At 66.3% G+C, this 22,970-nt stretch carries 19 protein-coding genes, 1 tRNA gene and 1 pseudogene; 5 read left to right on the forward strand and 16 right to left on the reverse strand.

What is annotated here, in order from left to right; translation table 11 throughout:
* Positions 1-3: 3 nt before the first annotated feature.
* The 3 genes from ABU113_RS13240 to ABU113_RS13250 form a co-directional block, all read right to left on the reverse strand.
* Positions 4-468: an acyl-CoA thioesterase gene (locus tag ABU113_RS13240; RefSeq protein WP_454559975.1), complete on the reverse strand. Its 465-nt coding sequence runs from the start codon at positions 466-468 to the stop codon at positions 4-6.
* Positions 469-582: 114 nt separating this feature from the next.
* Positions 583-918: a hypothetical protein gene (locus tag ABU113_RS13245; protein WP_454559976.1), complete on the reverse strand. Its 336-nt coding sequence runs from the start codon at positions 916-918 to the stop codon at positions 583-585.
* A complete protein-coding gene (locus tag ABU113_RS13250) occupies positions 918-1,298 on the reverse strand; it encodes a phage holin family protein (protein ID WP_454559977.1) in 381 nt (126 codons plus the stop codon). The genes ABU113_RS13245 and ABU113_RS13250 overlap by 1 nt, the downstream gene beginning before the upstream one ends.
* Positions 1,299-1,625: 327 nt before the next feature.
* On the opposite strand from ABU113_RS13250, the pseudogene ABU113_RS13255 reads away from it, so the two are divergent.
* From ABU113_RS13255 to ABU113_RS13265, 3 genes and pseudogenes are all read left to right on the forward strand, one after another.
* A pseudogene (locus ABU113_RS13255) lies at positions 1,626-1,823 on the forward strand (cold-shock protein); the annotation flags it as partial.
* An 806-nt stretch (positions 1,824-2,629) separates the two neighbouring features.
* The gene (locus ABU113_RS13260) at positions 2,630-3,631 is read left to right on the forward strand and encodes an NAD(P)H-dependent flavin oxidoreductase (protein WP_454559978.1); all 1,002 of its coding nucleotides are present in this window, start codon (positions 2,630-2,632) and stop codon (positions 3,629-3,631) included.
* A gap of 365 nt (positions 3,632-3,996) precedes the next feature.
* Positions 3,997-4,521 (forward strand): hypothetical protein, encoded by a 525-nt coding sequence (locus ABU113_RS13265; RefSeq protein ID WP_454559979.1) that lies wholly within the window; start codon positions 3,997-3,999, stop codon positions 4,519-4,521.
* 66 nt (positions 4,522-4,587) lie between these two features.
* Here the strand turns inward: ABU113_RS13265 and ABU113_RS13270 are convergent, their stop codons facing one another.
* The gene (locus tag ABU113_RS13270; protein WP_454559980.1) at positions 4,588-4,866 is read right to left on the reverse strand and encodes an ETC complex I subunit; all 279 of its coding nucleotides are present in this window, start codon (positions 4,864-4,866) and stop codon (positions 4,588-4,590) included.
* 136 nt (positions 4,867-5,002) lie between these two features.
* Positions 5,003-7,705 (reverse strand): DNA gyrase subunit A, encoded by a 2,703-nt coding sequence (gene gyrA, locus ABU113_RS13275; protein ID WP_454560004.1) that lies wholly within the window; start codon positions 7,703-7,705, stop codon positions 5,003-5,005.
* 220 nt (positions 7,706-7,925) lie between these two features.
* On the opposite strand from gyrA, the gene trmFO reads away from it, so the two are divergent.
* Both trmFO and ABU113_RS13285 read left to right on the forward strand, forming a co-directional pair.
* Positions 7,926-9,305: a methylenetetrahydrofolate--tRNA-(uracil(54)-C(5))-methyltransferase (FADH(2)-oxidizing) TrmFO gene (gene trmFO / locus ABU113_RS13280; RefSeq protein WP_454559981.1), complete on the forward strand. Its 1,380-nt coding sequence runs from the start codon at positions 7,926-7,928 to the stop codon at positions 9,303-9,305.
* 97 nt (positions 9,306-9,402) lie between these two features.
* Positions 9,403-9,478: transfer RNA gene (locus tag ABU113_RS13285), tRNA-Ala, on the forward strand.
* A gap of 126 nt (positions 9,479-9,604) precedes the next feature.
* Here ABU113_RS13285 and ABU113_RS13290 read toward each other — a convergent pair.
* The 11 genes from ABU113_RS13290 to ABU113_RS13340 all read right to left on the reverse strand — a co-directional run bounded on the left by ABU113_RS13290 (position 9,605) and on the right by ABU113_RS13340 (position 22,969).
* On the reverse strand, positions 9,605-10,252 hold the full coding sequence (locus ABU113_RS13290; protein ID WP_454559982.1) for a glutathione S-transferase family protein: 648 nt from the start codon (positions 10,250-10,252) through the stop codon (positions 9,605-9,607).
* A gap of 44 nt (positions 10,253-10,296) precedes the next feature.
* Positions 10,297-10,611: a P-II family nitrogen regulator gene (locus tag ABU113_RS13295; protein WP_454559983.1), complete on the reverse strand. Its 315-nt coding sequence runs from the start codon at positions 10,609-10,611 to the stop codon at positions 10,297-10,299.
* On the reverse strand, positions 10,608-11,579 hold the full coding sequence (locus ABU113_RS13300; protein ID WP_454559984.1) for a sodium-dependent bicarbonate transport family permease: 972 nt from the start codon (positions 11,577-11,579) through the stop codon (positions 10,608-10,610). Before ABU113_RS13300 ends, ABU113_RS13295 begins: the two co-directional genes overlap by 4 nt.
* Positions 11,580-11,882: 303 nt before the next feature.
* Positions 11,883-14,231: a TonB-dependent receptor gene (locus tag ABU113_RS13305; RefSeq protein WP_454559985.1), complete on the reverse strand. Its 2,349-nt coding sequence runs from the start codon at positions 14,229-14,231 to the stop codon at positions 11,883-11,885.
* 52 nt (positions 14,232-14,283) lie between these two features.
* Positions 14,284-15,423, reverse strand: a complete 1,140-nt coding sequence (locus ABU113_RS13310; protein ID WP_454559986.1) for a thiolase family protein — start codon at positions 15,421-15,423, stop codon at positions 14,284-14,286.
* Between the two features lie 8 nt (positions 15,424-15,431).
* Positions 15,432-15,857, reverse strand: a complete 426-nt coding sequence (locus ABU113_RS13315) for a Zn-ribbon domain-containing OB-fold protein (RefSeq protein WP_454559987.1) — start codon at positions 15,855-15,857, stop codon at positions 15,432-15,434.
* Positions 15,854-17,464 carry an AMP-binding protein gene (locus ABU113_RS13320; protein WP_454559988.1) on the reverse strand — a complete coding sequence of 537 codons (1,611 nt, stop codon included), beginning with the start codon at positions 17,462-17,464 and terminating at the stop codon, positions 15,854-15,856. Before ABU113_RS13320 ends, ABU113_RS13315 begins: the two co-directional genes overlap by 4 nt.
* Positions 17,465-17,485: 21 nt before the next feature.
* Complete coding sequence (locus ABU113_RS13325; RefSeq protein WP_454559989.1) at positions 17,486-19,567, reverse strand: hydantoinase B/oxoprolinase family protein; 2,082 nt, start codon at positions 19,565-19,567, stop codon at positions 17,486-17,488.
* Positions 19,568-19,603: 36 nt separating this feature from the next.
* Positions 19,604-21,748: a hydantoinase/oxoprolinase family protein gene (locus ABU113_RS13330; RefSeq protein WP_454559990.1), complete on the reverse strand. Its 2,145-nt coding sequence runs from the start codon at positions 21,746-21,748 to the stop codon at positions 19,604-19,606.
* 43 nt (positions 21,749-21,791) lie between these two features.
* Positions 21,792-22,589, reverse strand: coding sequence for a hypothetical protein (locus ABU113_RS13335; RefSeq protein ID WP_454559991.1), 798 nt, complete (start codon positions 22,587-22,589; stop codon positions 21,792-21,794).
* A 41-nt stretch (positions 22,590-22,630) separates the two neighbouring features.
* Positions 22,631-22,969, reverse strand: coding sequence for an acetone carboxylase subunit gamma (locus tag ABU113_RS13340; protein WP_454559992.1), 339 nt, complete (start codon positions 22,967-22,969; stop codon positions 22,631-22,633).
* Position 22,970 lies beyond the last annotated feature (1 nt).

The raw sequence follows: 22,970 nt of genomic DNA on the forward strand, positions 1-22,970 counted from the left end.
CGCTCAGGCGCTGGCGCCGGGCAGCAGCCACTGGGTCAGCGACTGGCGCAGGACGTCCGGCAGCGGCATCGCCTTGCGGGTCGCGCGATCGACCAGCACCAGCACGCCCTCGGCGGTCCCCACGTTGCGGTCCTCGACGAACAGGCCCTGGCCCAGGGTGAAGGACGAGCGTCCGATGGCGGCAACGCCAGTGCCGATGTCGACCTGGCCGGGAAAATGGATCTCGCCGCGCATGTTGATGGCGACCCGCGCCACCAGAAACAGGTGCGTCGCCCGATCCAGCTCCCCGAACACCACCTGGCGGTTGAAAGCGACCCGGCCGGTCTCGCAGAACACCGAGAAATTGGTGTTGTTGACGTGGCCCACCATGTCGGTGTCGGAGAAGCGCAGCTTGTCGTGCGCCCAGATGCGAAAGGTATCCCGGCTTCGCAATTGGGGCTCCAGCACCTCGAACCCTGTGGCCATCATCGATCGTCCTCCCGGTCACGCACGCGGTTGCATCGCTGGTGCCATGCTCCGCGCCTGTTGCGCGTCAGGATGTAGCGAGGTCATGCCAGCGCTGTCGAGGTTTTTGAGCCCAGCTCAGTCCGCCAGCAGGCAGGCGACGCCTGCCTTCAGCGTCACCGTGGCGATCTCGGGGTCGGCTGCCTCCAGCGCCACGTCGAGCGCCTTGCGGACATTGCGCCGCGACGGATCCATGGTCTCCGCCTTGCGGGCACCATGCAGCAGGCGCGCCACCGACGTCATCTGGTCGCGTGACAGGCGCTTGTCCATGCGCTCGGCCATGCAGGTCGCCGATCGTGCCGGCACGCCGAACTGCTCCAGCCCGCTGGTCACCGCCGAGCGGGGAGTCGCGCAAGCCGCCAGCGCAACGGCCGCGCCCCCCGCCAGCGCGACCACCCAGCCACGCCGCGCCATCACCACTGTCCCCGCTTGACGTAGCGCCGCTCCTTGAGGTCGCTGTCGATCAGCCACGACCCCACCATGCTGACCAACCCCACCACCAGCGCACCCAGCAGCGCAGAGCCGAAGCCCGCGACCTGAAAGCCGTCCAGCAACCACGCGACCAGGCCGAACATGGCGGCATTGATCGCCAGCAGGAACAACCCGAAGGTTACCACGGTGATTGGCAGCGTCAGAATGATGGCGACGGGCTTGACGATGGCGTTAACCACCACCAGCAGCAGGGCCGCCCAGACGAAGGTCATCGGCGCATCGAGGCTGACGCCCGGTACAAGATGGGTCGCGATCCACAACCCGCTGACGATCAGTACAATGCGAATGAGAAAACTGGCCATCACACTCACCTGCCTTTCTGCGGGCGTTCAAGGTCTCGATGGTCGCCGCGTCGACGGGCATTGCGACACGCAAACGCCGTCAACGCAAGCCCGCTTGCCGCGATCGCAAGACGGCCTGCCCCATTTTCAGACGGCTTGATCAATTATCTATTTACCCATTTGGTGAGCAACCCGTGCACCGTGATGTTCACCGCATGCGCATCGCTTTGCCATGGCAAGCCCCCTAAAACTCTGTTATAGGAGTGAACTGCGGATCTTGGGCTTTCTTTCATTCGGAAATTGCGCCCGGAAGATCGGGCACGACTGAAGACAAGGAAGACCAAGACCATGCCTATCGGAACCGTGAAGTGGTTCAATGTTGAAAAGGGATACGGCTTCATCGCCCCGGAAGAGGGTGGGACAGACGCATTCGTCCATATTTCCGCAGTCGAACGCTCGGGCATGCGCGTCCTCGTCGAAGGGCAGCAGGTGGAGTATGAGCTGGGCATGTCCAAGCAGGGCAAGCCGGCGGCCCAGAACCTGAAAGTCATTGGTGGCCCGACCCCGGAAGAAGCGGAAGCCATGGCGCCCAAGCCGCGCCGTGACTTCGGCGGTGATCGCCCGCGTTCGGGCTTTGGCGGCCCGCGTGGCGGCGGCTTCGGCGGCGAGCGCTCGGGCGGCTACGGCGGTGGTGGCGGTGGCGGCTTCGGCGGCGAACGCTCGGGCGGCTACGGCGGCGGTGGCGGCTACGGCGGCGAACGTTCTGGCGGCGGCGGTGGCTATCGCGGCCGTGGCGGCGGTTTCGGCGGTGACGACGGCGGCTTCGGCGGCGGCCGCGGCGGTGGCGGCTTCGGCGATGACCGTCCGCGCGGCGGTCCGGGTGGCCGGCGCCGGTTCGGCTGAACCGACACCGACAACTGATCGACCCGTAACGGCCGCCCTTGGGCGGCCGTTATACATTCAGCCCCCCGAAATTCGGCTCATGGCCATGGAAAGTCAGCAGAACCACCTTCAAACCGCACCCATGAGTGGCAAATTGATATGCAGTCGACATTGACTTCCGCGGCAAAACGTCTATTCCAAACCAGCCCGGAACCTCACAATCATAAGTTTGCAACCCGGGTGCCATAACAATAATGAACTTCGCGTGCGGCGAAGTTACCGCATAGGGTAAAGCTGTCACGGGGGGCTGCGCGAGCAGCCCCTTTCTTGACGCCAGCCGCATCGGGCTCCGCCGAGCGCCCAGCCGCCGGCACACACCCCCCACGAACCCTGTTGACCGCCCGTGCAGGACTGGCAGACTGTTGCCGCATCCAATAATTTCTGATCTGCTTTTATGAGGTTGTTACACCATGGCCATTGCCCAATCCCAGATCGCCAACTCGCTGAAAGCCAAGCTGCGCCTGCCCGTCGTTGGCTCGCCGCTGTTCATCATCTCCGGCCCGCAGCTGGTGATGGCCCAGTGCAAGGCCGGCATTGTCGGCTCGTTTCCGGCGCTCAACGCCCGCCCGGGCCATGTGCTCGACGAATGGTTGTCGGAGATCAAGGAAACGCTGGCAGCGCATACCGCCGCTCACCCCGAACGCCCGGCGGCCCCGTTCGCGGTCAACCAGATCGTCCACCGCTCCAACGGCCGGCTGGAACATGACCTGGAGATGTGCGTGAAGCACAAGGTGCCGCTGGTCATCACCTCGCTGGGCGCCCGAGAGGAAGTCTTCCAGGCCATTCACAGCTATGGCGGTCTGGTGTTCCACGACGTCATCAACATCAACCACGCCCACAAGGCGATCGAGAAAGGCGCCGACGGTCTCATCGCCGTGTGCGCCGGCGCCGGCGGGCATGCCGGCACCCTGTCACCGTTCGCGCTGGTGCAGGAAATCCGCCAGTGGTTCGACGGCCCGCTGCTGCTGTCGGGTTCGATCGCCAATGGCCGTTCCATCCTCGCCGCCGAAGCGATGGGCGCCGACTTCGCCTACATGGGTTCGGTGTTCATCGCCACCGAGGAGGCCAACGCCGACCCCGCCTACAAGCAGTGCATCGTCGATGCGATTGCCGAGGATATCGTCTATTCCAACCTGTTCACCGGCGTGCACGGCAATTATCTGCGCCAGTCCATCGAGGCGGCCGGCCTCGACCCAAGGAACCTGCCGGAATCCGACCCCAGCAAGATGGATTTCGGCTCCGGCGGCAACACCGACGCCAAGGCCTGGAAGGACATCTGGGGCTGCGGCCAGGGCATCGGCGTCGTCAAGGCCGTCGAGCCGGTGGCAGCCGTCGTCGACCGGCTGGAACGGGAATATAACGCGGCCCGCGACCAGTTGCTGGACGCCCCCGCGGCACTCGCGGCGCAATAGCCGCGCCGGCGAGCGATGGCGGCCAGTAGTGCGGCCGCCATCGCCCCCACCCCGGCCCGACACCGCCTCCTTTGGCGCGACCCGGCCCGCCACCGGCCGTTCCGCCTTGACTGATGCCCCCTACCCGCCTGACGCCCGCCCGGCGTTGTAGCGTCGGCAGCAAGATCGGGCGGCAAGAAGATCGGGCGGGGCAATATCCACCGGGCAGGATCCGCTGCCTCTGGGAAGCGCCGCGATGGGTAAGCGCCGCCAATCGTGGCAGGACCGGCGGTTTTCCGCCCGTGTCCGCCGGCGAAACGCCCGCCTTGGTGGCGGCACAACTCTTGCTTGCTCCTGTTACGCGAACAACATGAGGAGCAACCACCATGTCCGACATCACCATCGGCCCGCTGCGGCTCGACCCTGCCACCGCCCGCCCGATCTCGGCCGCCAACCTGCCGATGATCAAACTGGACGAGCGGACCACCGAGGCGCTCAAGCGCTTCAAGGACAGTCTGGACGATCCGGCGGCGCGGCCGTCACCGCCTGCCGACCCCCTCTATGCCACGGTCAAGGTCGGCGGCCGGGTGGTGGCATCGCTGAGCAACAGCGGCGTCGCGAGCTTTCCGCGCAGTGCTGACGCCATCCCCGGCCTGACCTCCGACGGCATCGGCCCGGAACTCGCCGCCGCCCGGGCGGCGCAGATCGCCCAGGCGCTCGGCGGCACCGTCGAGATGGCACCGACCGCGCTCAGCCAGACGCAGTGGACGGCCTCGCCCTATGCCAGGAGCCTGCAAGACAGCAGCCGCGGCGAACAGGCCCTGGCCCAGCTCAGCGCCCTGCTCGATGCCGGCAGCCACGCCGGGATCCAGCGGCAGCTCCAGCAAGCAGCCGAGCCGATGACGCCGTAACCCACCCGCTGGCGTTCGCGGCCGGCGCGTGCTGCGGACACTGGTGGCCGGGTCTGACGGCCGGCTTTAGCGGAAGTTGTCGGCGTAGGACTGCAGCTTGAGGGCGCGCGGCTGATCCGGCAGCACCTCGTAGGCCAGGCCGTGCTTGTCGGCGTAGGCGATCGCGGCATCGCAGGAGTCGAACTTCAGGCGCACCTGCGACTGGGTGCTGGCGCCACCGGCCCAGCCCATCAGCGGGTCCGGCCGCTTGGCGGCGTCCGCCTCGAACTCCAGCAGCCACAGGCGGGTGTTGCCCTTGCCCGATTGCATGGCCGTCTTGGCCGGCCGAAAGATACGCGCCTTCATCTGCTTACCGCCCTCTGTTGGCCTATAGCCTGGTCGTACCGACGTCGCAGTCCTGCCGCGCGGCCGCGCCGCCGTCAAGACCCCCGTCCGACCAGACCCCCGCCCGAGCGAGGCGCGGATCGTCGCGGACGCCGGCTCAGGCCTCCGCGCCGTCCCCGACATCGCCATCCTCGGCCTCGTCGTCGCCGTTGCCATCGTCCTTGACCTGCGCCACCGACACCACATGCTCGTCGTCCGCCACCCGGAACAGGGTGACGCCCTGGGTGTTGCGGCTCATGATGCGCACCTCGCCGACGCCAATGCGGATGATCTTGGCCTGGTCGGTGATCAGCAGCAGATGGTCGTCGTGCGCCACCGGGAAGCTGGCCACCACCGGCCCGTTGCGGGTCGAGCTTTCGATCGCCGTCACGCCCTGGTTGCCGCGACCCATGGTGCGGAACTCATAGGCGCTGGTGCGCTTGCCGTAACCGTTGGCGGTCACGGTCATGATGAACTGCTCGGCCGCCGCCAGCGCCGCCATACGCTCATCCGACAGCGTCGCCGGCGCCGGCTCGGCCTTCCAGGCCGCCGACTTCAGATAGGCCTCGCGCTCCTCCTGCGTGGCGTCCTGACCCTGCAGGATGGTGAGCGAGATCACCGCGTCGCCCGCCGCCAGGTTCATGCCGCGCACGCCGGTGGACGTCCGGCTCTGGAACTCGCGCACATCCGCCACCGGGAAGCGGATCGCCTTGCCGCCACGGGCGGCGAGCAGCACGTCGTCGCCTTCCCCGCACAACGCGACGCCGATCAGCCGGTCGTCGGCGTCCTCGTCCTCGAAGCGGATGGCGATCTTGCCGGCCGACGGGATGTTGGTGAAGGCGTCCATGCTGTTGCGGCGCACGCTGCCCTTGGCGGTGGCGAACATGACGTGGAGCTTGCCCCACTCCGCCTCGTCCTCCGGCAGCGGCAGGATGGTCGAGATGGTCTCGCCGTCGCTGAGTGGCAGCAGGTTGACCAGCGCCTTGCCCTTGGACTGCGGCGTGCCTTCCGGCAGCTTCCACACCTTCAGGCGATAGACCTGCCCCTTGGAGGAGAAGAACAGCACCGGCGTGTGGGTGGAAGCGACGAACACCTGGGTCATCACGTCCTCGTCCTTGGTCGACATCGCCGAGCGGCCCTTGCCGCCGCGACGCTGCGCCCGATAGGTCGAGAGCGGCACCCGCTTGATGTAGCCGGACAAGGTGACGGTGACCACCATCTCCTCGCGCTGGATCAGATCCTCGTCGTCGATGTCGCCGAGATCCCCCTCGGCGATCTCGGTCAGGCGCGGCTTGGCGAACGAGTCGGCGATCTCGACGAACTCCGCCCGCATGTCGCGGTAGAGCCGGGCGCGATCGCGCAGGATCTCCAGCAGATCCTCAATCTTCGCCGACAACTCCTTGAGTTCATCGCCGATTTCGTCACGACCAAGCGCCGTCAGGCGATGCAGGCGCAGGTCCAGAATGGCCTTCACCTGTTCTTCCGACAGCCGGTAGCTGGTCAGCGCGGCATCGCCCGGCGACACCGCCTCGACGAGCTGGACATAGGGCAGGATCTCATCGATCGGCCACTCACGGGTGAGCAGCTTCTCGCGCGCTTCCGCCGGCGTCGACGACGAGCGGATCATCCGCACCACCTCGTCGAGGTTGGTGACCGCGACCACCAGGCCGAGCAAGATGTGCGCCCGGTCGCGCGCCTTGTTCAGCTCGAACTTGGTGCGGCGGGTGATGACCTGTTCGCGGAACTGGATGAAGGCGGTCAGCACCTCCTTCAGCCCCATCTGCTCCGGCCGGCCGCCGTTGATCGCCAGCAGGTTGACCGAGAAGCTCGATTGCGCCGGGGTGTAGCGGTAGATCTGGTTCAGCACCACGTCGGCGACGGCATCGCGCTTGAGCTCGATGACCACCCGCACGCCCTCGCGGTTGGACTCGTCGCGGATTTCCGAGATGCCCTCGATCCGCTTGTCCTTGACGCACTCGGCGATGCGCTCGACCAGCGTCGCCTTGTTCACCTGATAGGGGATCTCGGTGAGGATGATCGCCTCGCGATCCTTGCCCCAGGTCTCGATGTGCGAGCGCGAGCGCACGATGAAGGTGCCGCGCCCGGTGCGATAGGCCTGCAGGATGCCGCCCCGGCCGAGAATGATGCCGCCGGTGGGGAAGTCCGGCCCCGGCACGATGGGCAGCAGCTCTTCAACCGTCAGCGCGGGATTATCGATCAACGCACAGCAGGCATTGATGATTTCACCCAGATTGTGCGGCGGGATATTGGTCGCCATGCCGACCGCGATACCGCCGGCGCCATTGACCAGCAGGTTGGGGAAGCGGGCCGGCAGCACCACCGGCTCGCGTTCCGAGCCGTCGTAGTTGGGCTGGAAATCCACCGTGTCGCGGTCGATGTCCTCCAGCAGATTGTCGGCCACCTTGGCCATCCGCGCTTCGGTGTAGCGCATGGCCGCCGCGCGATCGCCGTCCATCGAGCCGAAGTTGCCCTGACCGTCGATCAGCGGCACCCGCATCGAGAAGTCCTGCGCCATGCGCACCAGGGCCTCATAGATCGCGGAGTCGCCATGCGGATGGTATTTACCGATGACGTCACCGACGATGCGGGCCGACTTCCGGTAGGGCTTGTTGGCGGTGTAGCCGTTCTCGTGGCACGAGAAGAGAATCCGCCGGTGCACCGGCTTCAGACCGTCGCGGACGTCCGGCAGCGCGCGGCTGACGATCACGCTCATGGCGTAATCGAGATAGCTGGTCTTCATCTCCTCGACGATGGAGATCGGGCGAATATCGGAGGGGTCCGAGCTGGGGTGGTCGGTCAGGTCCAACGGTCAATTCCTGGATAGGCGCCAAGGCGGTCTTGTTGCTTCATGTTGTAGCCAAGCCGGTGGTCAAATACCAGTTTTATGGTCCGTGTCCATGTCTGCATCCATGTCCGGGCCGATGTTTCGGTCACGCGCCCGACCGCCTGCGCGCCGCGGCCACGCCGTGCGCGCGCATTAAGGCATGGACCCCGCCGGCGGCCTTGCCCATATAGCGACCATGAGCATGATCCCGACCCCCAGCAGCGACCCCATTCACGTCATCGGCGGCGGCCTTGCCGGCTCGGAAGCCGCCTGGCAGCTGGCCGAGGCCGGCCTGGCCGTGGTGCTGCACGAGATGCGCCCGGTGCGCATGACCGACGCCCACCAGACCGACGGCCTGGCCGAACTGGTGTGCTCGAACTCGCTGCGCTCCGACGACCCCAGCCACAACGCGGTCGGGCTGCTGCACGAGGAGATGCGCCGCGCCGGCTCGCTGATCCTGCGCTGCGCCGACCAGACCCGGGTGCCGGCCGGCAGCGCGCTGGCGGTCGACCGTGACGCTTTCTCACAGGCGGTGACGGCGGCGCTGGCCGCCCACCCGCGCATCGCCCTGGAACGCGGCGAAGTGGTGGGCCTGCCGCCGGCTGCGTGGTCGAGCGTCGTCATCGCTACCGGGCCGCTGACGGCGCCGGCGCTGGCGGAAGCCGTGCGCGACCTCACCGGCGAGGACGAGCTGGCCTTCTTCGATGCCATCGCCCCCATCGTCTACAAGGAGTCGATCGACTTCGACATCGCCTGGTTCCAGTCCCGCTACGACAAGGCCAGCGGGCCGGGCAGCGACGGCAAGGACTATATCAACTGCCCGCTCGACAAGGAGCAGTACTTCGCCTTCGTCGAGGAACTGCTGGCCGGCGACAAGACGGTGTTCAAGGAATGGGAGGCCAACACCCCCTATTTCGACGGCTGCATGCCGATCGAGGTGATGGCCGAGCGTGGCCCGCTGACGCTGCGGTTCGGGCCGATGAAGGCGGTCGGGCTCGACGATCCGCGCACCGGCCGCTGGCCGTTCGCCGTGGTCCAGCTGCGCCAGGACAATGCGCTGGGCACGCTGTACAACATGGTCGGCTTCCAGACCAAGCTGAAGCACGCCGAGCAGGTGCGCATCTTCCGCACCATTCCGGGGCTGGAGAACGCCCAGTTCGCCCGCCTGGGCGGCCTGCACCGCAACACCTTCATCCGCTCGCCCCGGGTGCTGGACGCCAGCCTGCGCCTGAAGGCCGACCCGCGGCTGCGCTTCGCCGGCCAGATCACCGGTGTCGAGGGCTATGTCGAGAGCGCCGCCATCGGGCTGCTGGCCGGCCGCTTCGCCGCCGCCGAGCGCCTGGGCCTGCCGCTCGACCCGCCGCCGCCGACCACGGCGTTTGGCGCCCTGCTCGGCCACATCACCGGCGGCGCCGATGCCACCCACTTCCAGCCGATGAACGTCAACTTCGGACTGTTCCCGCCGCTGGAGGCCAGTGTCCACAAATCCCAGCGCAAACCGGCGATGGCCGAGCGGGCGCTGCGGGATGCCGACGGCTGGCTGGCCCGCACGCGCGCGGCTGTCGCGGCGGCATAAAATCGACGCATATTCCGGCATCTGGAATATTGCATATCCCGGCAGGCCAGCGTATATGCGCCGGACTTCGCCGCTCGACGGCGCGGACGACCGGTGTGGGGCCGTAGCTCAGATGGGAGAGCGCAGCAATCGCACTGCTGAGGTCAGGGGTTCGATCCCCCTCGGCTCCACCATCGTACCGGTCTGAATTTGCTGAAAAATCTATAGCTATCGTGGCGCCCGCATGGTGGCCTGTGCGCAGAGGGCGTCCCCCGATTCGCGGCAATCGGGGAGCGCTGCGGCATTGGGCACCGGACGCGTCAGGCCGGTTCCGCCTTGGCCATGGCGCGCTGGTAGGCCGGGCGCGCCTGGAGACGCTTGATGTATGCGCCGATGTGCGGATAGGCCGACACGTCAACTTTGACAAAGGCCCCCATGGAGGTCAGCGGAAAGGCCATCATGATGTCGGCCACGGTGAACGTCTCGCCCGCCAGCCACGTGTTGCCGTGCGCCAAATGATCGTCAAGTGCCCGGAGATAGCGATCGATACGCGCCTGCATGAACGGGATGATCGGCCCTTCGGCCAGGAGCATCATCATCGCCGGCATCAGGGATCCGTTGGCCATGTGATACCAGTAGAGATAGTCGGTGTAGTGCGGGTCGCCCGGCCCCACCACCAACCGGCCAAGGCCCTCGCGGGTCAGCAGATATTCCACGATCGCCCCGGTCTCAGCCAGCACCAGCGCGCCGTCGGTGATCACCGGCGCGGTACCGGAGGGATGGAGCTGACGATAGGCCTCGGGCGCCGTCCGCGTGATAGGGTCACGCTGATGCAGCACCAGTTCGTAGGCAAGTTCCAGCTCCTCGCACAGCCAGACGATGCGGTCGGATTGCGACACCCTGAGATGATGAATCGTCAACATGAACTTATCCCTTTGATCTGAAACTGAAAACACATCCGGAAACATGAACGTCAGGGCTTTGGACAGGGCCGTCCACCCCTGCCGCCTTCCTAGAAACGCCCTCCCCTGACAACGTCCACTGTGCCTACGAAAAGCACCAGACCGTGACTATCTAGCAACGGTGACAGATGGTCGACGAGGCGATCGGTCTTTTCCTGCGACGCCACCGCGAGAAAAATCTGCTTGGCCTGGGCCCCGCTGATTTCCTCGTCGGCCCAGGCGCCGTTCCGGCCGGCGCCACCCTCCACGCGAAGCAGGCTATAGCCCGAGATGCCGGCTCTGTTCGCGGCATCAATCACGAGCGGGACAAGGGGGCGGTCGACGAGAACCTCGATCCGGCGGCGCTGGACAATGTTGGCGATCATGCGGCGAACCTCGTGGCAAGCGCGATACAGGCAGGAATGCCCACGGTGACATTGAAGGGAAAAGTGACGGCGAGCGCCATGCCGAGCGACACCCCGGGGTCGGCTTGTGGCAACGACATCCGCATCACTGCCGGAACAGCAATGTAAGACGCGCTGGCGGCCAGAATACCAAGCGTGGCAGCGGACCCCGTATCCAACCCAATGGCGGTGCCGACCAGTACACCGACACCTCCCTGGAGCAACGGCAGCAGGACACCGAGCCCCACAAGGCGCCAGGTCAGGCTACGGGTCTCGCGCAGACGGCGCGCGGCGACCAGGCCCATATCGAGCAGGAACAGGCAAAGGACGCCCCGGAAGCCTGTCTCGAAGAAGGGTAGTACCGGCACGGCGCCGTCCTTGCCGATGATCAGGCCGATCACGAAACTGCCGACCAGGAGCACGACAGCACCGTTCAGAAACGTCTCATGCCACAGCGCCGTCCCTGATCGTCGGGCGCCGGACCCGAGCGCGCCTCCGGCCAGCAACAGCCCGACGATGATTGCCGGCGTCTCCATGGCCGCCATCACCGCCACCATGTAACCGGCCGGCGGCATCGCCAGGGAGGTCAGTATCTCCGAGCCGGTGACGAAAGTGACCACACTGACAGAACCGTAGTGCGCCGCGACGGCAGCCGCGTTGACACGGTCCAGCCCGCCAGCCTTGCGCAACACGGCATAAGCCGGCACCGGGAGCAGCAGGCTGAGCGCAATGCCGGCGGCCAGCGCCAGCAGAATGGCGCTGGAGAATCCGGCCTCTGCCACCTGGATGCCACCCTTCAGACCTATCGCGGCCATCAGGTACAACGACATGCCCTTGGCAATCGGCTCGGGAACCGAGAGATCAGACCGGGCCATCCCGGCGAACGCCCCCAGCACGAAAAAGAGGATCATCGGCGATAGCAGAACACTCAGACCCGTCTCGGCGACCATCGATTCTCCATCCCATCCAGCCTCGGTCACAGCGCGTGACGCCTGCCGACAGCCCTATCCAAGGCGATCTGCGGGCCCATATAAGGCGATCCGCAGGATTGACCATCCCCCTTGCCGCTTCCAGCGTCCCACACCCGGCGGACCACGGCAGCTCCCCGCCGAACGCTCCAGGGGTGACAACGGACCTGCCACACCCCGCCATAACCAACATGGTCGACTCAGCCCAGCAAGCCGTGCCCGGACGCAAAGGGCCGCTGCCCTCACGGACAGCGGCCCCCTGATGTACCTCCTGGCGCTCGACGCTCAGAAGCTGCGCTTGACCGACAGGCCCCACTCGCGCGGCCGGCCGATGGTGGCCTCGGCAAAGCCGAAGGCTTCCACCACCGTGCCGGCGGTCCGGTAATATTTGTCGGTGAGGTTGGTGCCGAACACCGACACCGACCACAGCGAGTCCGGGCTGTCCCAGGTCATGCGCGCGTTGAGCAGCCAGTAGCTCGGCTGGGCGATCAGCGCGTAGTTGGACGGATCCTTCCAGCTCTTGCTCTTGTAGGCGGCATCACCACGAACCGTCAGCGCTCCCATGTCGCCCAGCTCGAACGCATATTGAGCGGCCAGGTTGATGGTCCACTTCGGCGCGTCCGGCAGCTTGTTGTCCAGCGACCACGGCACGCCGGCATCGAGATCCTTGTACTCGTTGTCGAGGTAGCCGATGCTCGCCGACAGGTCGAGACCGGCCGCCGGACGGGCCATGATCTCCGCCTCGAAGCCCCACAGGTCGGTCTTGCCCGCATTGTTCACCACCAGCAGGATGTTGCCCGTGGAGTCGGTGGTGTTGGTGGACAGCTGCAGATCCTTGTAGCGGCTGTAGAAGGTCGCCACGTTGACCAGCAGTCGCCGGTCGAGCCACTGCGACTTGAAGCCCGCCTCATAGGCCGTGAGATATTCGGGATCGTAGCTGCCGAACGAGGCCGGGGTCAGCGGCCGCGGGTTCCAGCCACCCGACTTGAAGCCCTTGGAGTAGGAGGCATAGAACAGCATGTCCGGGTTGGGCTTGTAGTCGATGCCGAGTTTGGGGGTGAACTCCTTCCAGCTCTTGCTCTCGGTGTCGCCTGGCATCACCACGCCGCCCGAGGCCGGATAATAGGAATAGAGGTTATATTCCTTCTTCTCCCAGGTGTAGCGGGCGCCCAGCGTCAGGCTGAACGTGTCGGTGACCTTGTAGGTGCCCTGGGCAAAACCGGCCCAGTTGGTGACCTTGATGTGCGAGGTCGTCGCCAGGTCAAGATCGAGCGCCGCGTTGACCGGATTACCGGCGCCACCCGCGAAGGGCCCCTCGGGCCCCAGCGGCACCAGCGGCCCGGGCAGCAGTTCCAGCGCCTGATACAGGCCGGACATCAGCTTGGGCGTGGCGAAATCGCGGCCTTTCTCGGTGAAGTAATAGAGACCGGCAAGCCAGGTCAGCCGATCCTCGAACGCCGTGCCGGTGAACTGGAACTCCTGGCTGAACTGATGCTGCTTCTGGTCGTTGCTGGTGTCGATGATCGGATAGGGCGTCTGGTCCATGTCGACGCCGAACTGGGTGTCCATATCGCGGTAGGCGCTGATGGACTTCAGGCCAACGGCATCACTGAGCTGCCAGTCGATGGTCGCCGAGACGCCCCAGATGTCGGCGTCGTCGCGTGCCGGCCCGGTGCCGTTGGTCTCATAGTCGCCACTGGTGAGCCAGCGATCGTCGAACAGCGAGTCCGCGGGCAAGCCAAGCACCGCGTTCTGATACGGCGCGCCGAGCGCATTATAGAGGTCGGCGACCGCCGCCGGGAAAAAGCCAACCAGCACCTTGGCCGGTCCGTGCTGGCGGATGCGGGAATAGTCAGCCGCCAGCAGGATGTCGAGGTTGTCGGACGGCTGGACGTTGATGGCGGCACGCACCACGTCCTTATCGATGTCACCGGTGCGCACGCCGTCCACCAGCCGCTTGCCATAGCCATCACGGTTGGCGCTGGAGAAGGACAGCTTGGCGGACACGGTGTCGCTGAGCGGTCCGCTGATCATGCCGCGCGCGTCGATGCGGTCGTAACTGCCGGTGGTCAGCTCGACATTGCCCTCCAGCGTCGAGCTCGGCTTGGAGGTGACGATGTTGATGGCGCCACCGATGGTGTTCTTGCCATACAGCGTGCCCTGGGGCCCGCGCAGCACTTCGATGCGCTGGACGTCGGCGAGATCCATCATGCCACCCACCGAACGGGCGATATAGACGCCATCGAGGTAGATGCCGACACCGGGGTCGGTGGGGAAAATGAAGTCATACTGGCCGACACCGCGGATGAATACCGCCGCGTTGCTGCTGCCGGCATCGCCGCGGCCGGTGTTGATCTCCAGGTTCGGGGTGAACGACGACAGGTCGTTCAGGTTGGCCATCGAGCGGGCCTGCAGGCTGTCGGCGGTAAAGGCCGAGATGGAAATCGGCGTGTCCTGCAGCCGTTCCTCGCGCTTTTGTGCCGTGACGATGATCTCGCCGATCTGGGTGTTGTCGGCCTCGGCATTCTCCGCCGCCAGCACCGGCGTAGCGACACTGGTCAGCAGGCTGGCGCTGCCTGCCAGCAGGGCCCAGCGCCACGAGGCTGGTTGCGATCGCTGATACTCTCTCTTCATCTTATCCTCCCCAATCCGGCTGTGCCGCTTGTGTGGTTGGTCCGTATTTTCGTTACCGACTGAGAATGGCGACGGTGCACGACTTGGTGTCGCCGGCCCGGTCGCCGCCCATGCACTGGGCAAGGCCGGTGCGGGCGCCCGTCACCTGACGCGCGCCTGCCTCGCCGCGCAGCTGCATCACGATCTCGACAATCTGGGCGACCCCGGTGGCCGCCACCGGATGGCCGCGACTGAGCAGGCCACCGGACACATTGACGGGAATACGCCCGCCCAGCGACGTCTCGCCGGCCGCCGCCAGCCGACCGCCCTCGCCGGCCGGGCACAGGCCCAGCGCCTCGCAATGGAGGATTTCGGCGATGGAGAAGGCGTCGTGGCACTCCACAAGATCGATGTCCTCGGGCCCGACGCCGGCGCGCTCATAGGCCTGTCGCGCGGTCCGCGAGTCCGTCTCCCAGCGCACCATGTCGGCAAGGTTCTCATAGCTGCCAGAACCCAGCACCGCCGTGTTGAGCCGGATGGCGCGCGGGGCCTGGCGGGCCAGCCGGTCGGAGGCCAGCACCACCGCCGCCGCGCCATCAGCGATCGGGCAGCATTCCGAGCGGGTGAGCGGATCGGCGACCAGCGGCGCGGCCAGTACGTCCGCCACCGTCTCCTGCCGCTGGAACAGCGCCAGCGGATTGCGCGCGCCGTGGGCACGGCTTTTGGCGACCACGCTGGCCATCTGCGCGCGGGTGGTGCCGAACTCGTGCATATGGCGCATCGCGCGCATGGCGAAACTCGCCGGCGTCACCAGCCCCAGCTGGGTGTCGATCTCGCTGCGCCCGGAATTGATCAGCCCCAGGCCCGGCACGCACATCTTCTCGACGCCCAGCACGATGGCGCAGTCCATCTGGCCGGCCTCGATGGCGTTCCACGCCAGCCACAATGCACTAGAGCCGGACGTGCAGGCGTTCTCGACATTGAGCACCGGCACGCGGCGGATACCCAGCTCCGCCAGAATGCCCTGGCCGATGGTGGTATCGCCGAACAACATACCGCCCAGCGCATTGGCGACGTAACCGGCTTCGACCTGCGCCGACGTCAGACCGGAATCTTCCAGCGCCGCCCGCGCCGCGGTAGCGCCTAACTGAGCGATCGTTCGATCCAGATGCCGGCCGAACGGGGTGATGCCTATGCCTACAACTGCCGTCATCGCCGGGCCTATTGCGTATCAGTGAGAAGGGTGAAGTACGGCCGCCGGCAGGGTTCGCCGTTCAGGCCGACGCCCAGTGTCGCGCTCGCCAGTCGTACCGGCGCACCAATGGCCAGCCGGTCAACCTGTGCCGGGTCAAGCAGCATGAACACCCGCAAGGGGACATCGTCGAGGTCGACGTAGCCGACGCCATAGGGCTCCGGCAGGCCGAACGGCGCCTTGGTGCGCACCACGGTGTAGCTGTAAAGCCGTCCAGTCCGGCCGATCTCGATCGGCTCAAGCCGCGTGCCGTCCTCCGGGCACCGCTCGGCGGTGGGAAACCAGGTGCTGCCGCACTGCCGGCAGTGACCGCCAACCAGGGCGCTGCCGCCGGCACCCTCGACAAACACATCCGGTGCGAAGGCCGGCACGTTGTGCGCGGTGTCGCCGGTCATGCCCGGGCCTTTCGTGGCGCCTCGGCCACCGACGGATCGCTCTGGCGATCGTAGGTATCGGCCGTCACGCCCGCCGCGCGCAGGGCATATTTCTGCACCCGTTCAGTGGGCGTCTTGGGCAGCGCGTCGAGAATGCGCACGTAGCGGGGCACCATGAAATAGGCCATGCGCTCCTGGCAGTGGCGGATGAGATCCACCGGTTCGAGGCTCTGGCCCGGCTTCAGGGTCAGGCAGATCATCACCTCGTCCTCGCCGACGTCGGAAGCCACCGCGACCGCCGCAGACTCCAGCACTGCCGGATGGGCGTTGACCGTGCGTTCCACTTCATAGCTGGAAATATTCTCGCCGCGCCGGCGCAGCGCATCCTTCTTGCGGTCGACGAAATAGAAATAGCCTTCGGCGTCGCGGCGCAGAAAATCGCCGGTGTGGAACCACAGATCGCGCCAGGCCTCCACTGTCTTTTCCGGCATCCGGTAGTATTCCAGCATCATGCTGTTCATCCGCCGGGGGCGGATCAGCAGCTCGCCGGGGGTATCCACCGCCACTTCCTGGCCCTCGTCGTCCACCAATTGCACCTCGTAGCGATCATCGAGCACCCGGCCGCAACTGCCGGGCTTGCGATGGTCGATGGTGTTGGTAAGCGGAATACCGATCTCGCTCATGCCGTAGCCTTCAACGATGCGGACGTTGAAGCGCTGCTCGAATGCCTCGAACAGATCCTTCGGCGCGCCGGCCCCCATCATGATCCGCAGCGGCGAGGTGGCGTCCTCCGGCGTCGGCTCGGCCTTCCACAGAATCGGCAGAATGCCGCCAATATAATTGAACTCCGTGCAGCCATGGCGGCGGATGTCGCTCCAGAAACTTGAGGCCGAGAAGCGCCGCGCCAGCACCATGCGCGCGCCCGACAGCAGGGCCGGCAGGGTGGAGAGGAACTGGGCGTTGCCGTGAAACAGCGGCAGCGCGTTGTACAGGCAATCCGCCTCGCCATAGCCGCACGCCTCGGCGATGGTCTCGGCCATGTACAGCGGATAGATCTGCGGCACCACGGCGCCCTTCGACGGACCGGTGGTGCCGGAGGTGAACATCATCGCCAGCGGATCGGCCGGGCCGATGTCCGGCGCGTCGGCCAGTGGATCGCTGTTGGCGAGAACGGCATAGTCACGCACATCCGCGCCGAGGCCGGTGCGGTCGCCCTCCCCCAGCACGACGACGGTGCGCAGGTCGTGCAGTGTCGCCCGCACGGCGCGCAGCTGGTCCAGGAAGACGTCCTCGACCACCATCACCGTGCTGTCGGACTGGGCGATCATATAATGCAGCAGTTCGCCGCGATGGGCGGTGTTGAGCGGCACCTCCACCGCCCCCAGCCGGGACAGCGCGAACCAGGTGAACAGGAACTCCGGCCGGTTGCTCATCATGATGGCAACCTTGGTGTCGCGCCCGACACCGGCCGCCGCCAGGCCGCCGGCCAGGCGGTCGACCGCCGCGGCGATCTCGCCGTAGGTGAAATGCTGCTCCTCGAAGGTGAGGAAACGGCGGTCGCCGGCCATGGCCGCCCGCTGGGCGAGCAGGCCATGGACGGTCCGGCTGATCAACTGCTCAACGCGCACGACGCATCCGCTCCCTGAGGCTCAGCCGTTGACGACGCGGGCGGCCGGTGGGGCCATGCCGTCACGCGGATTGGGCCAGGCGCCGAAATAGCGCAGCGCCTCCTTCGGCGGGCTCTGGGTCGCCCAGCCGCGCGCGAACTCGTCATAGGACTTGCCGCGCCGCTTGCGCTCCTCCCGCGCCGCGAGCCGACGGGCGCGCGTCGCATCCTCGTCGAGCCGCAGCGAGGCCTCGTCGTAGGCGATGCGATAAATGTTGCGGGCCGCCCAGTGGGAGACGAGGTTTTCCCGCAGGTCTTTCAGCACCGACCGGGGATCGCGCTCCAGCGGATCACCGTACCCGCCGCCGCCACCGATGGCGACATAGTAGGTGTCGCCGTCGTTGAACGGCTTGACCACCATCGAGACGTCATTGTCCTGGCAGTCCCCCTGTTCGGGATTGTCCGGCGCCATCACCTCGGCGAGATTGTGCGGCAGCCGCGCATCGCTGTGGGCCAGCAGCTCCTTGAGGTTGCTGTTCATCACCGTGCGGACGAACACCGGCGGCACGGCATAGCCGCCGAACAGACCCAGCGTGGTCGGGAATCGCGAACCGCCACCCATCGAGCCCAGCATGAACTTCTGGGTGTCGTGCACCATCAGGCCGAAACCGACGCCCGAACCGCCACGATGCGCACCGTGGCCGTAGGAGTTGTTGAAGAAGTTGCGGAAGGTATAGAGGAACGGCCGGTCAGCCTCGGTCGCCTCGACATCGGAGCAGTCGCTCATGGTGGCGAAGAAGGCACCGGCGGCGTTGACACCGTCCATGTCCGGTCGCGCGCCGCACCCGGTGGCGTTGATCTCCGGCGTGATGTCGGCAACACCCTCGCCATACTGGTTGAGGCCGCCGAAGGTCGGGATGGCGAAGCCGGAGAACCACGCCGCCACCGACCGCGAGGAATCGTAGCTGTAGGTCATGCGCGCGCCGGCGAGGAAAATGCCCTGGGTGAAGCAGGTCTGCACCAGCGGCGCCAGCGAGGTGGAGGCGTCACCCTTGGCGTTGACCATGGCATCGTCCGGGAAGCGCCAGTCGATCGCCTCCAGCAGACCGTTGTTGGCCGGCAGATCATGAAACAGCCAGCCGCAGTAATAGACGCACGACAGACCGAGAATGCCTTGGAAGAAGCTGTTGATCGGCCGGTCCTCGACCAGCGGCGAGCTGTTCTCGAAATCCATGGTGATCCGGTCGCCCTTCTTGATCACCGTCAGGTTGATCTTGGTCAGGCCGGGATCGGTGCCGACGGTGTCGAGGAAGCGCGGCTGGCGATAGACGCCGTCGTTGAGCTCCGCGACGCGACGCCGTGCGGCCTCGCCGGTCTGGGTGAGGATGCGCCGCAGCGCGCCGATGAAGAAATCCGGCCCCTTGTCGTCGATCACTTCCAGCACGCGGCGCTGGGCGATACGGGCGGCCGCCAGGCGTGCCTTGATGTCGAGGATCATGGTGCGCGCATCACGGGTCATCGCCGCGAACATGTTGAGGATGTCCTCACGCAGCTGGTAGTTCTCGCCGATCTTGATCGGCGGCACCAGCAAGCCCTCGTCATACTTGGTCTTGGCGGTGTTGCAGGTACCGCCCGGCTCGGTGCCGCCGGCCTCGCCGGTGTGCACGGCCGCGCCGATGAAGCACATCAGCCGCCCTTCGTGGAATACCGGCACGGCGAGCCCCATGTCGGCGTTGTGCACACCGCCATAGAACGGATCGTTATAGAAGAAGCTGTCGCCATCGCGCACGCCCACCGATGGCTCGTTGACCCAATGCTTGACGATGTACTTCAGCGGCAACTGGCCCAGCACCGCGTGGTGGTAGATGCCGGTCGCGCACACCGCGAGGTCGCCCTGGGCGGTGAAGATACCGAAGGCGACGTCGCCCCAGCGCATCGCGGTGGAAGCGCCGAGCTTCATCGTCGTCTCTTTGCCCTCCAGCGCGATCATGTGCATCTTGTGCTTGTAGATGTCGAACTCGACATCATCGATCAGCGCCTGGGCCGCGATTTCGGCCTCCGTCATCGGCTCCGGCCGCAGACGTTGCACCACTTCATGGTCTCGGGTGTAGGCGATGCCGCTCATCCTGTATCTCCCCGTCGTATCTGTTATCGCGCCGGCTCAGCCGAGCACGCGTTCAAGGACGCCGTTACGCCAGGCATCCATGGTGAAACGCCACCCCGGCGCGACCACGTAGGTGGTCTCGCGGGATTCGATGATGCATGGTCCGGCCATCCGGTTGCCCGAGACCAGCCGCGCGCAGTCATAGACCGGCGTGTCGACATGGCCCTCGCTCGGGCCCCAGTAGACCGGGCGCGTCTCGCGCAGCGCCGCCGCGGCCGGTTCCGGTGACGCCAGTTCCGCGGCCTTCAGCGTCATGTCGCGATGAATGACCGAGGCCGTGAGCAGGAAATTGTCGACATTGATGCCGCCGGCCGGGAACGTCGCTTCCGGCGAATAGACCTCGCCGTAGCAGCGGGTAAACAGGTCGCACAGCGCCTCGACATCGGCCGTCGAGGTCAGCTGCAGCGACGGCGCCGTCACTCGCGTCATGTTGTACTGACTGCCGTAGCGCATATCGAGTTCGAGCTTGAAGCGCATGTCGGCGTCGGCGTAGCCCTCCAGCCGCAGGTCGCGGGTGGCCAGATCGACCAGCTCGGCGACGACGCTGTTGAAGCTGTCGAGATCGGCGAGATAGGCCTTTTCCGCCCACTGGAACAATTTGAGCGAACGCGAGCGCTCCCACACTTCCTTGATCGGCATCGTCGAGGCGCCAAAAGCGCCGAACACCGAGGATTGCAGCGGCATCACCACCTTCTTGACCCCGATATAGGGCGCGAAGCCGCAGGCATGCGCGCCACCGGCGCCGCCGCAGGCGTAGAGTACGAAGGTGCGCGGGTCATGCCCCTTGAGCGCCACTTCGTTGAACACTTCCTGGCCCATGCGCGCATCGACCAGCCGGCGGATACGCCAGGCGGCCTCCTCGATGGAGATACCCAGCGGACGGGCGACCTTCTCCTCGATCACCTTGCGCGCCAGATCGACGTCGAGCAGCATTTCGCCGCCGAGATAGTTTTCCGGGTTGTAGAGCCCCAGCACCAGGTCTGCGTCCGTCACCGTCGGCTCACGCCCACCCTGGTCATAACAGGCCGGCCCCGGCATCGAGCCCGCCGACTGCGGACCGACTTCGAGCACATTGCCCATGGTTTGGTTGATCCAGGCGATCGAACCCCCGCCGGCACCGATGGATTTCACCTCGATCGCCGGGATGTTGGTGCGCCAGCGATCAATGACCGGAATGAAGTCGTGCGCCTTGATCTCGCCACCCTCGATCAGGCCGATGTCGAACGACGTGCCGCCCATGTCGGTGAACACGATGTTCGGGTCACCCGACAGCTTGCCCAGCGCCGCCGCGCCATGCAGACCGGCGACCGGTCCGGCATTGTGGGTGAGCACGGCACGGGTGCGCGAGGATTTCTTGGTGCCGCCGGTGTTGTGCACCAGCGTCAGCGGCTTGCGGAAACCGCCGTCACGCAGTTCGTTACCGAGCTTGTTGAGCTCATCCGCCATCAGACCGTGGATGTAGGCATTCACCACGGCGGTCATGGTGCGGGTGTATTCGCCGGCCTTGGGAGACACCTCCGACGACAGGATCACCGGCATCGAGCCGAGATAGTCCTCGGGATATTCCTCCTCGATGATCTGCTTGATCTGGCGTTCATGGTCGGGGTTGATGAACGACCACAGCAGCGACACCACGAAGCCCTGGGCGCCACGATCCACCAGCGTCTGCAGCTTTTCCAGCACTTCCTCGCGCTTGAGCGGGGCGATCACCTTGCCGGAATAGTCGACGCGCTCGCGCACGCCCACCACCATGTCGGGCTGGATCAGCGGCGCGGGCTTCTGGATGCGGGCCAGATCGCGCCCTTCCTGCCAGCTCATGCCATCGGCCCAGCTGCGGCCGCGACCGATGAAGATGGTGTCCTCGAAGCCGGCGGTGGTGATGAGGCCGAGCTTGGGGCCGGTGCGTTCGATCAACGCGTTGGTGCCCACCGTGGTCGAATAGCGCACGCTGCCCACGGATTCGAGGAATTCCTCCAGCCGCAGGCCGTTGGCGCGGGCCAGCAGCCCCATGCCACGCATGAAGCCCACCGACAGGTCGTAATGGGTGGTCGGCGTCTTGCAGGTATTGAAGCCGCCATCCGCATGCGCGCAGAAAAAGTCGGTGAAGGTTCCCCCGACATCGATGCCCACATTGAAGCTCATGGTCTCTCCCCTTGGTGCCGGCCCGCCGTGCGCGGTCCTGGCATCATGCTTTCGGTTGTTTCAGATCACTCACCAGGGCGCGCAGATCCTCCACCGAGGAGTCCGCGGCCAGCAGATCGTCGTTCAGCAGCAGCAGCGGCTGACAATCGGCCAGCCCCGCCACCCAGGCCCGCGCCACGTCGGGCCGGTCGAACGGCAGCGCCAGGCCCACCGCCGCTTCCGTCGCCAACGCGGCGAGCGCGTCCGGCGTCGGCGGATTGCCGGCGGCGTCGGCGCCCAGCACATAGGCGTCCAGCTTCAGCTTGGCGAACTCAGCGGCCGCCTCCGCCGGATAGCCCGACAGCATGACGCCCAGCGGTACGTTGAAATAGCCCGCCACGTTGCGCAGGGTGTTATAGAGTTTGCGCAACGCGATGGAGACGCTGGCCGTTCCCAGTGCCGCGCCTTCCAGCAGCAGCACCAGGTCAGGCCGGGCCTTGCAGACCTGCTCGACCAGCGCCGTCATGCGCTCGCGTTCCGCCTCGCCCGGCGTGTCCCCCGCGCCCCCGGCATGACCCGCCAGCAGGCCAGTGATGGTGACCACCCGGGCGAACGGCGTCGCGCCCTCGCCACTCAGCCGGTTGGCGGTTTCCACCGCAGCCTCGACAACCCCCGGCGCGGCCGCCGGATCAATGTCGATGACCAGGGCATCGCCGCCCAGCAGCGCGGTGACCTTGCCCAGTGCCGGCACCTGCAGCGCGGGGTCGCCAGCGATATCAGGCCAGGCCTGGCCCGCCACGCGTCCGGCGAAGGGGCCCGGTCGCACCACGACCGCCGACGCCGCGCCACGGCCTCGCGCCATCGCATCCCGGAAACTTGCCTGTGCCATGACGGTTGCCTCGGTTACGCGCTGACGCCGTGGCGACGCTTCAACGCGTCGATGTCGAGTTCGATCTCGTGCGTCAGCGGATGGCCGGGCGGCAGATACTCGTTTTCCAGCATGGTACCGCAATTGGGGCAGTAGAACTCGACCAGCCGGCAGTAGCGGGAGTCCGGCGTAAAGCTGTAGCTGCCGCCTTCCACCAGCGGCGGATGGACCTCTTCCAGCGCCCGCTCGGCGACCAGACAGCCATGCTTGTAATTCTCCCGCGCGCTGCCCAGGGCATGGCCGCAGCGATTGCAGCACCAGTGTTCGCTGTCGAGCGCGATGTCGAGATATTCAGTGATGCGGACCTTGGTCATG

Source organism: Parapedomonas caeni (assembly GCF_041060555.1).
GTDB lineage: Bacteria > Pseudomonadota > Alphaproteobacteria > Sphingomonadales > Sphingomonadaceae > CAUJIW01.

Coding starts and splice junctions, on each gene's coding strand:
- ABU113_RS13240 (WP_454559975.1), bottom strand. CDS start 468: ATGATGGCCACAGGGTTCGAGGTGCTGGAGCCCCAATTGCGAAGCCGG.
- ABU113_RS13245 (WP_454559976.1), bottom strand. CDS start 918: ATGGCGCGGCGTGGCTGGGTGGTCGCGCTGGCGGGGGGCGCGGCCGTT.
- ABU113_RS13250 (WP_454559977.1), bottom strand. CDS start 1,298: ATGGCCAGTTTTCTCATTCGCATTGTACTGATCGTCAGCGGGTTGTGG.
- ABU113_RS13260 (WP_454559978.1), top strand. CDS start 2,630: ATGGCCATTGCCCAATCCCAGATCGCCAACTCGCTGAAAGCCAAGCTG.
- ABU113_RS13265 (WP_454559979.1), top strand. CDS start 3,997: ATGTCCGACATCACCATCGGCCCGCTGCGGCTCGACCCTGCCACCGCC.
- ABU113_RS13270 (WP_454559980.1), bottom strand. CDS start 4,866: ATGAAGGCGCGTATCTTTCGGCCGGCCAAGACGGCCATGCAATCGGGC.
- trmFO (WP_454559981.1), top strand. CDS start 7,926: ATGAGCATGATCCCGACCCCCAGCAGCGACCCCATTCACGTCATCGGC.
- ABU113_RS13290 (WP_454559982.1), bottom strand. CDS start 10,252: ATGTTTCCGGATGTGTTTTCAGTTTCAGATCAAAGGGATAAGTTCATG.
- ABU113_RS13295 (WP_454559983.1), bottom strand. CDS start 10,611: ATGATCGCCAACATTGTCCAGCGCCGCCGGATCGAGGTTCTCGTCGAC.
- ABU113_RS13300 (WP_454559984.1), bottom strand. CDS start 11,579: ATGGTCGCCGAGACGGGTCTGAGTGTTCTGCTATCGCCGATGATCCTC.
- ABU113_RS13305 (WP_454559985.1), bottom strand. CDS start 14,231: ATGAAGAGAGAGTATCAGCGATCGCAACCAGCCTCGTGGCGCTGGGCC.
- ABU113_RS13310 (WP_454559986.1), bottom strand. CDS start 15,423: ATGACGGCAGTTGTAGGCATAGGCATCACCCCGTTCGGCCGGCATCTG.
- ABU113_RS13315 (WP_454559987.1), bottom strand. CDS start 15,857: ATGACCGGCGACACCGCGCACAACGTGCCGGCCTTCGCACCGGATGTG.
- ABU113_RS13325 (WP_454559989.1), bottom strand. CDS start 19,567: ATGAGCGGCATCGCCTACACCCGAGACCATGAAGTGGTGCAACGTCTG.
- ABU113_RS13330 (WP_454559990.1), bottom strand. CDS start 21,748: ATGAGCTTCAATGTGGGCATCGATGTCGGGGGAACCTTCACCGACTTT.
- ABU113_RS13335 (WP_454559991.1), bottom strand. CDS start 22,589: ATGGCGCGAGGCCGTGGCGCGGCGTCGGCGGTCGTGGTGCGACCGGGC.
- ABU113_RS13340 (WP_454559992.1), bottom strand. CDS start 22,969: ATGACCAAGGTCCGCATCACTGAATATCTCGACATCGCGCTCGACAGC.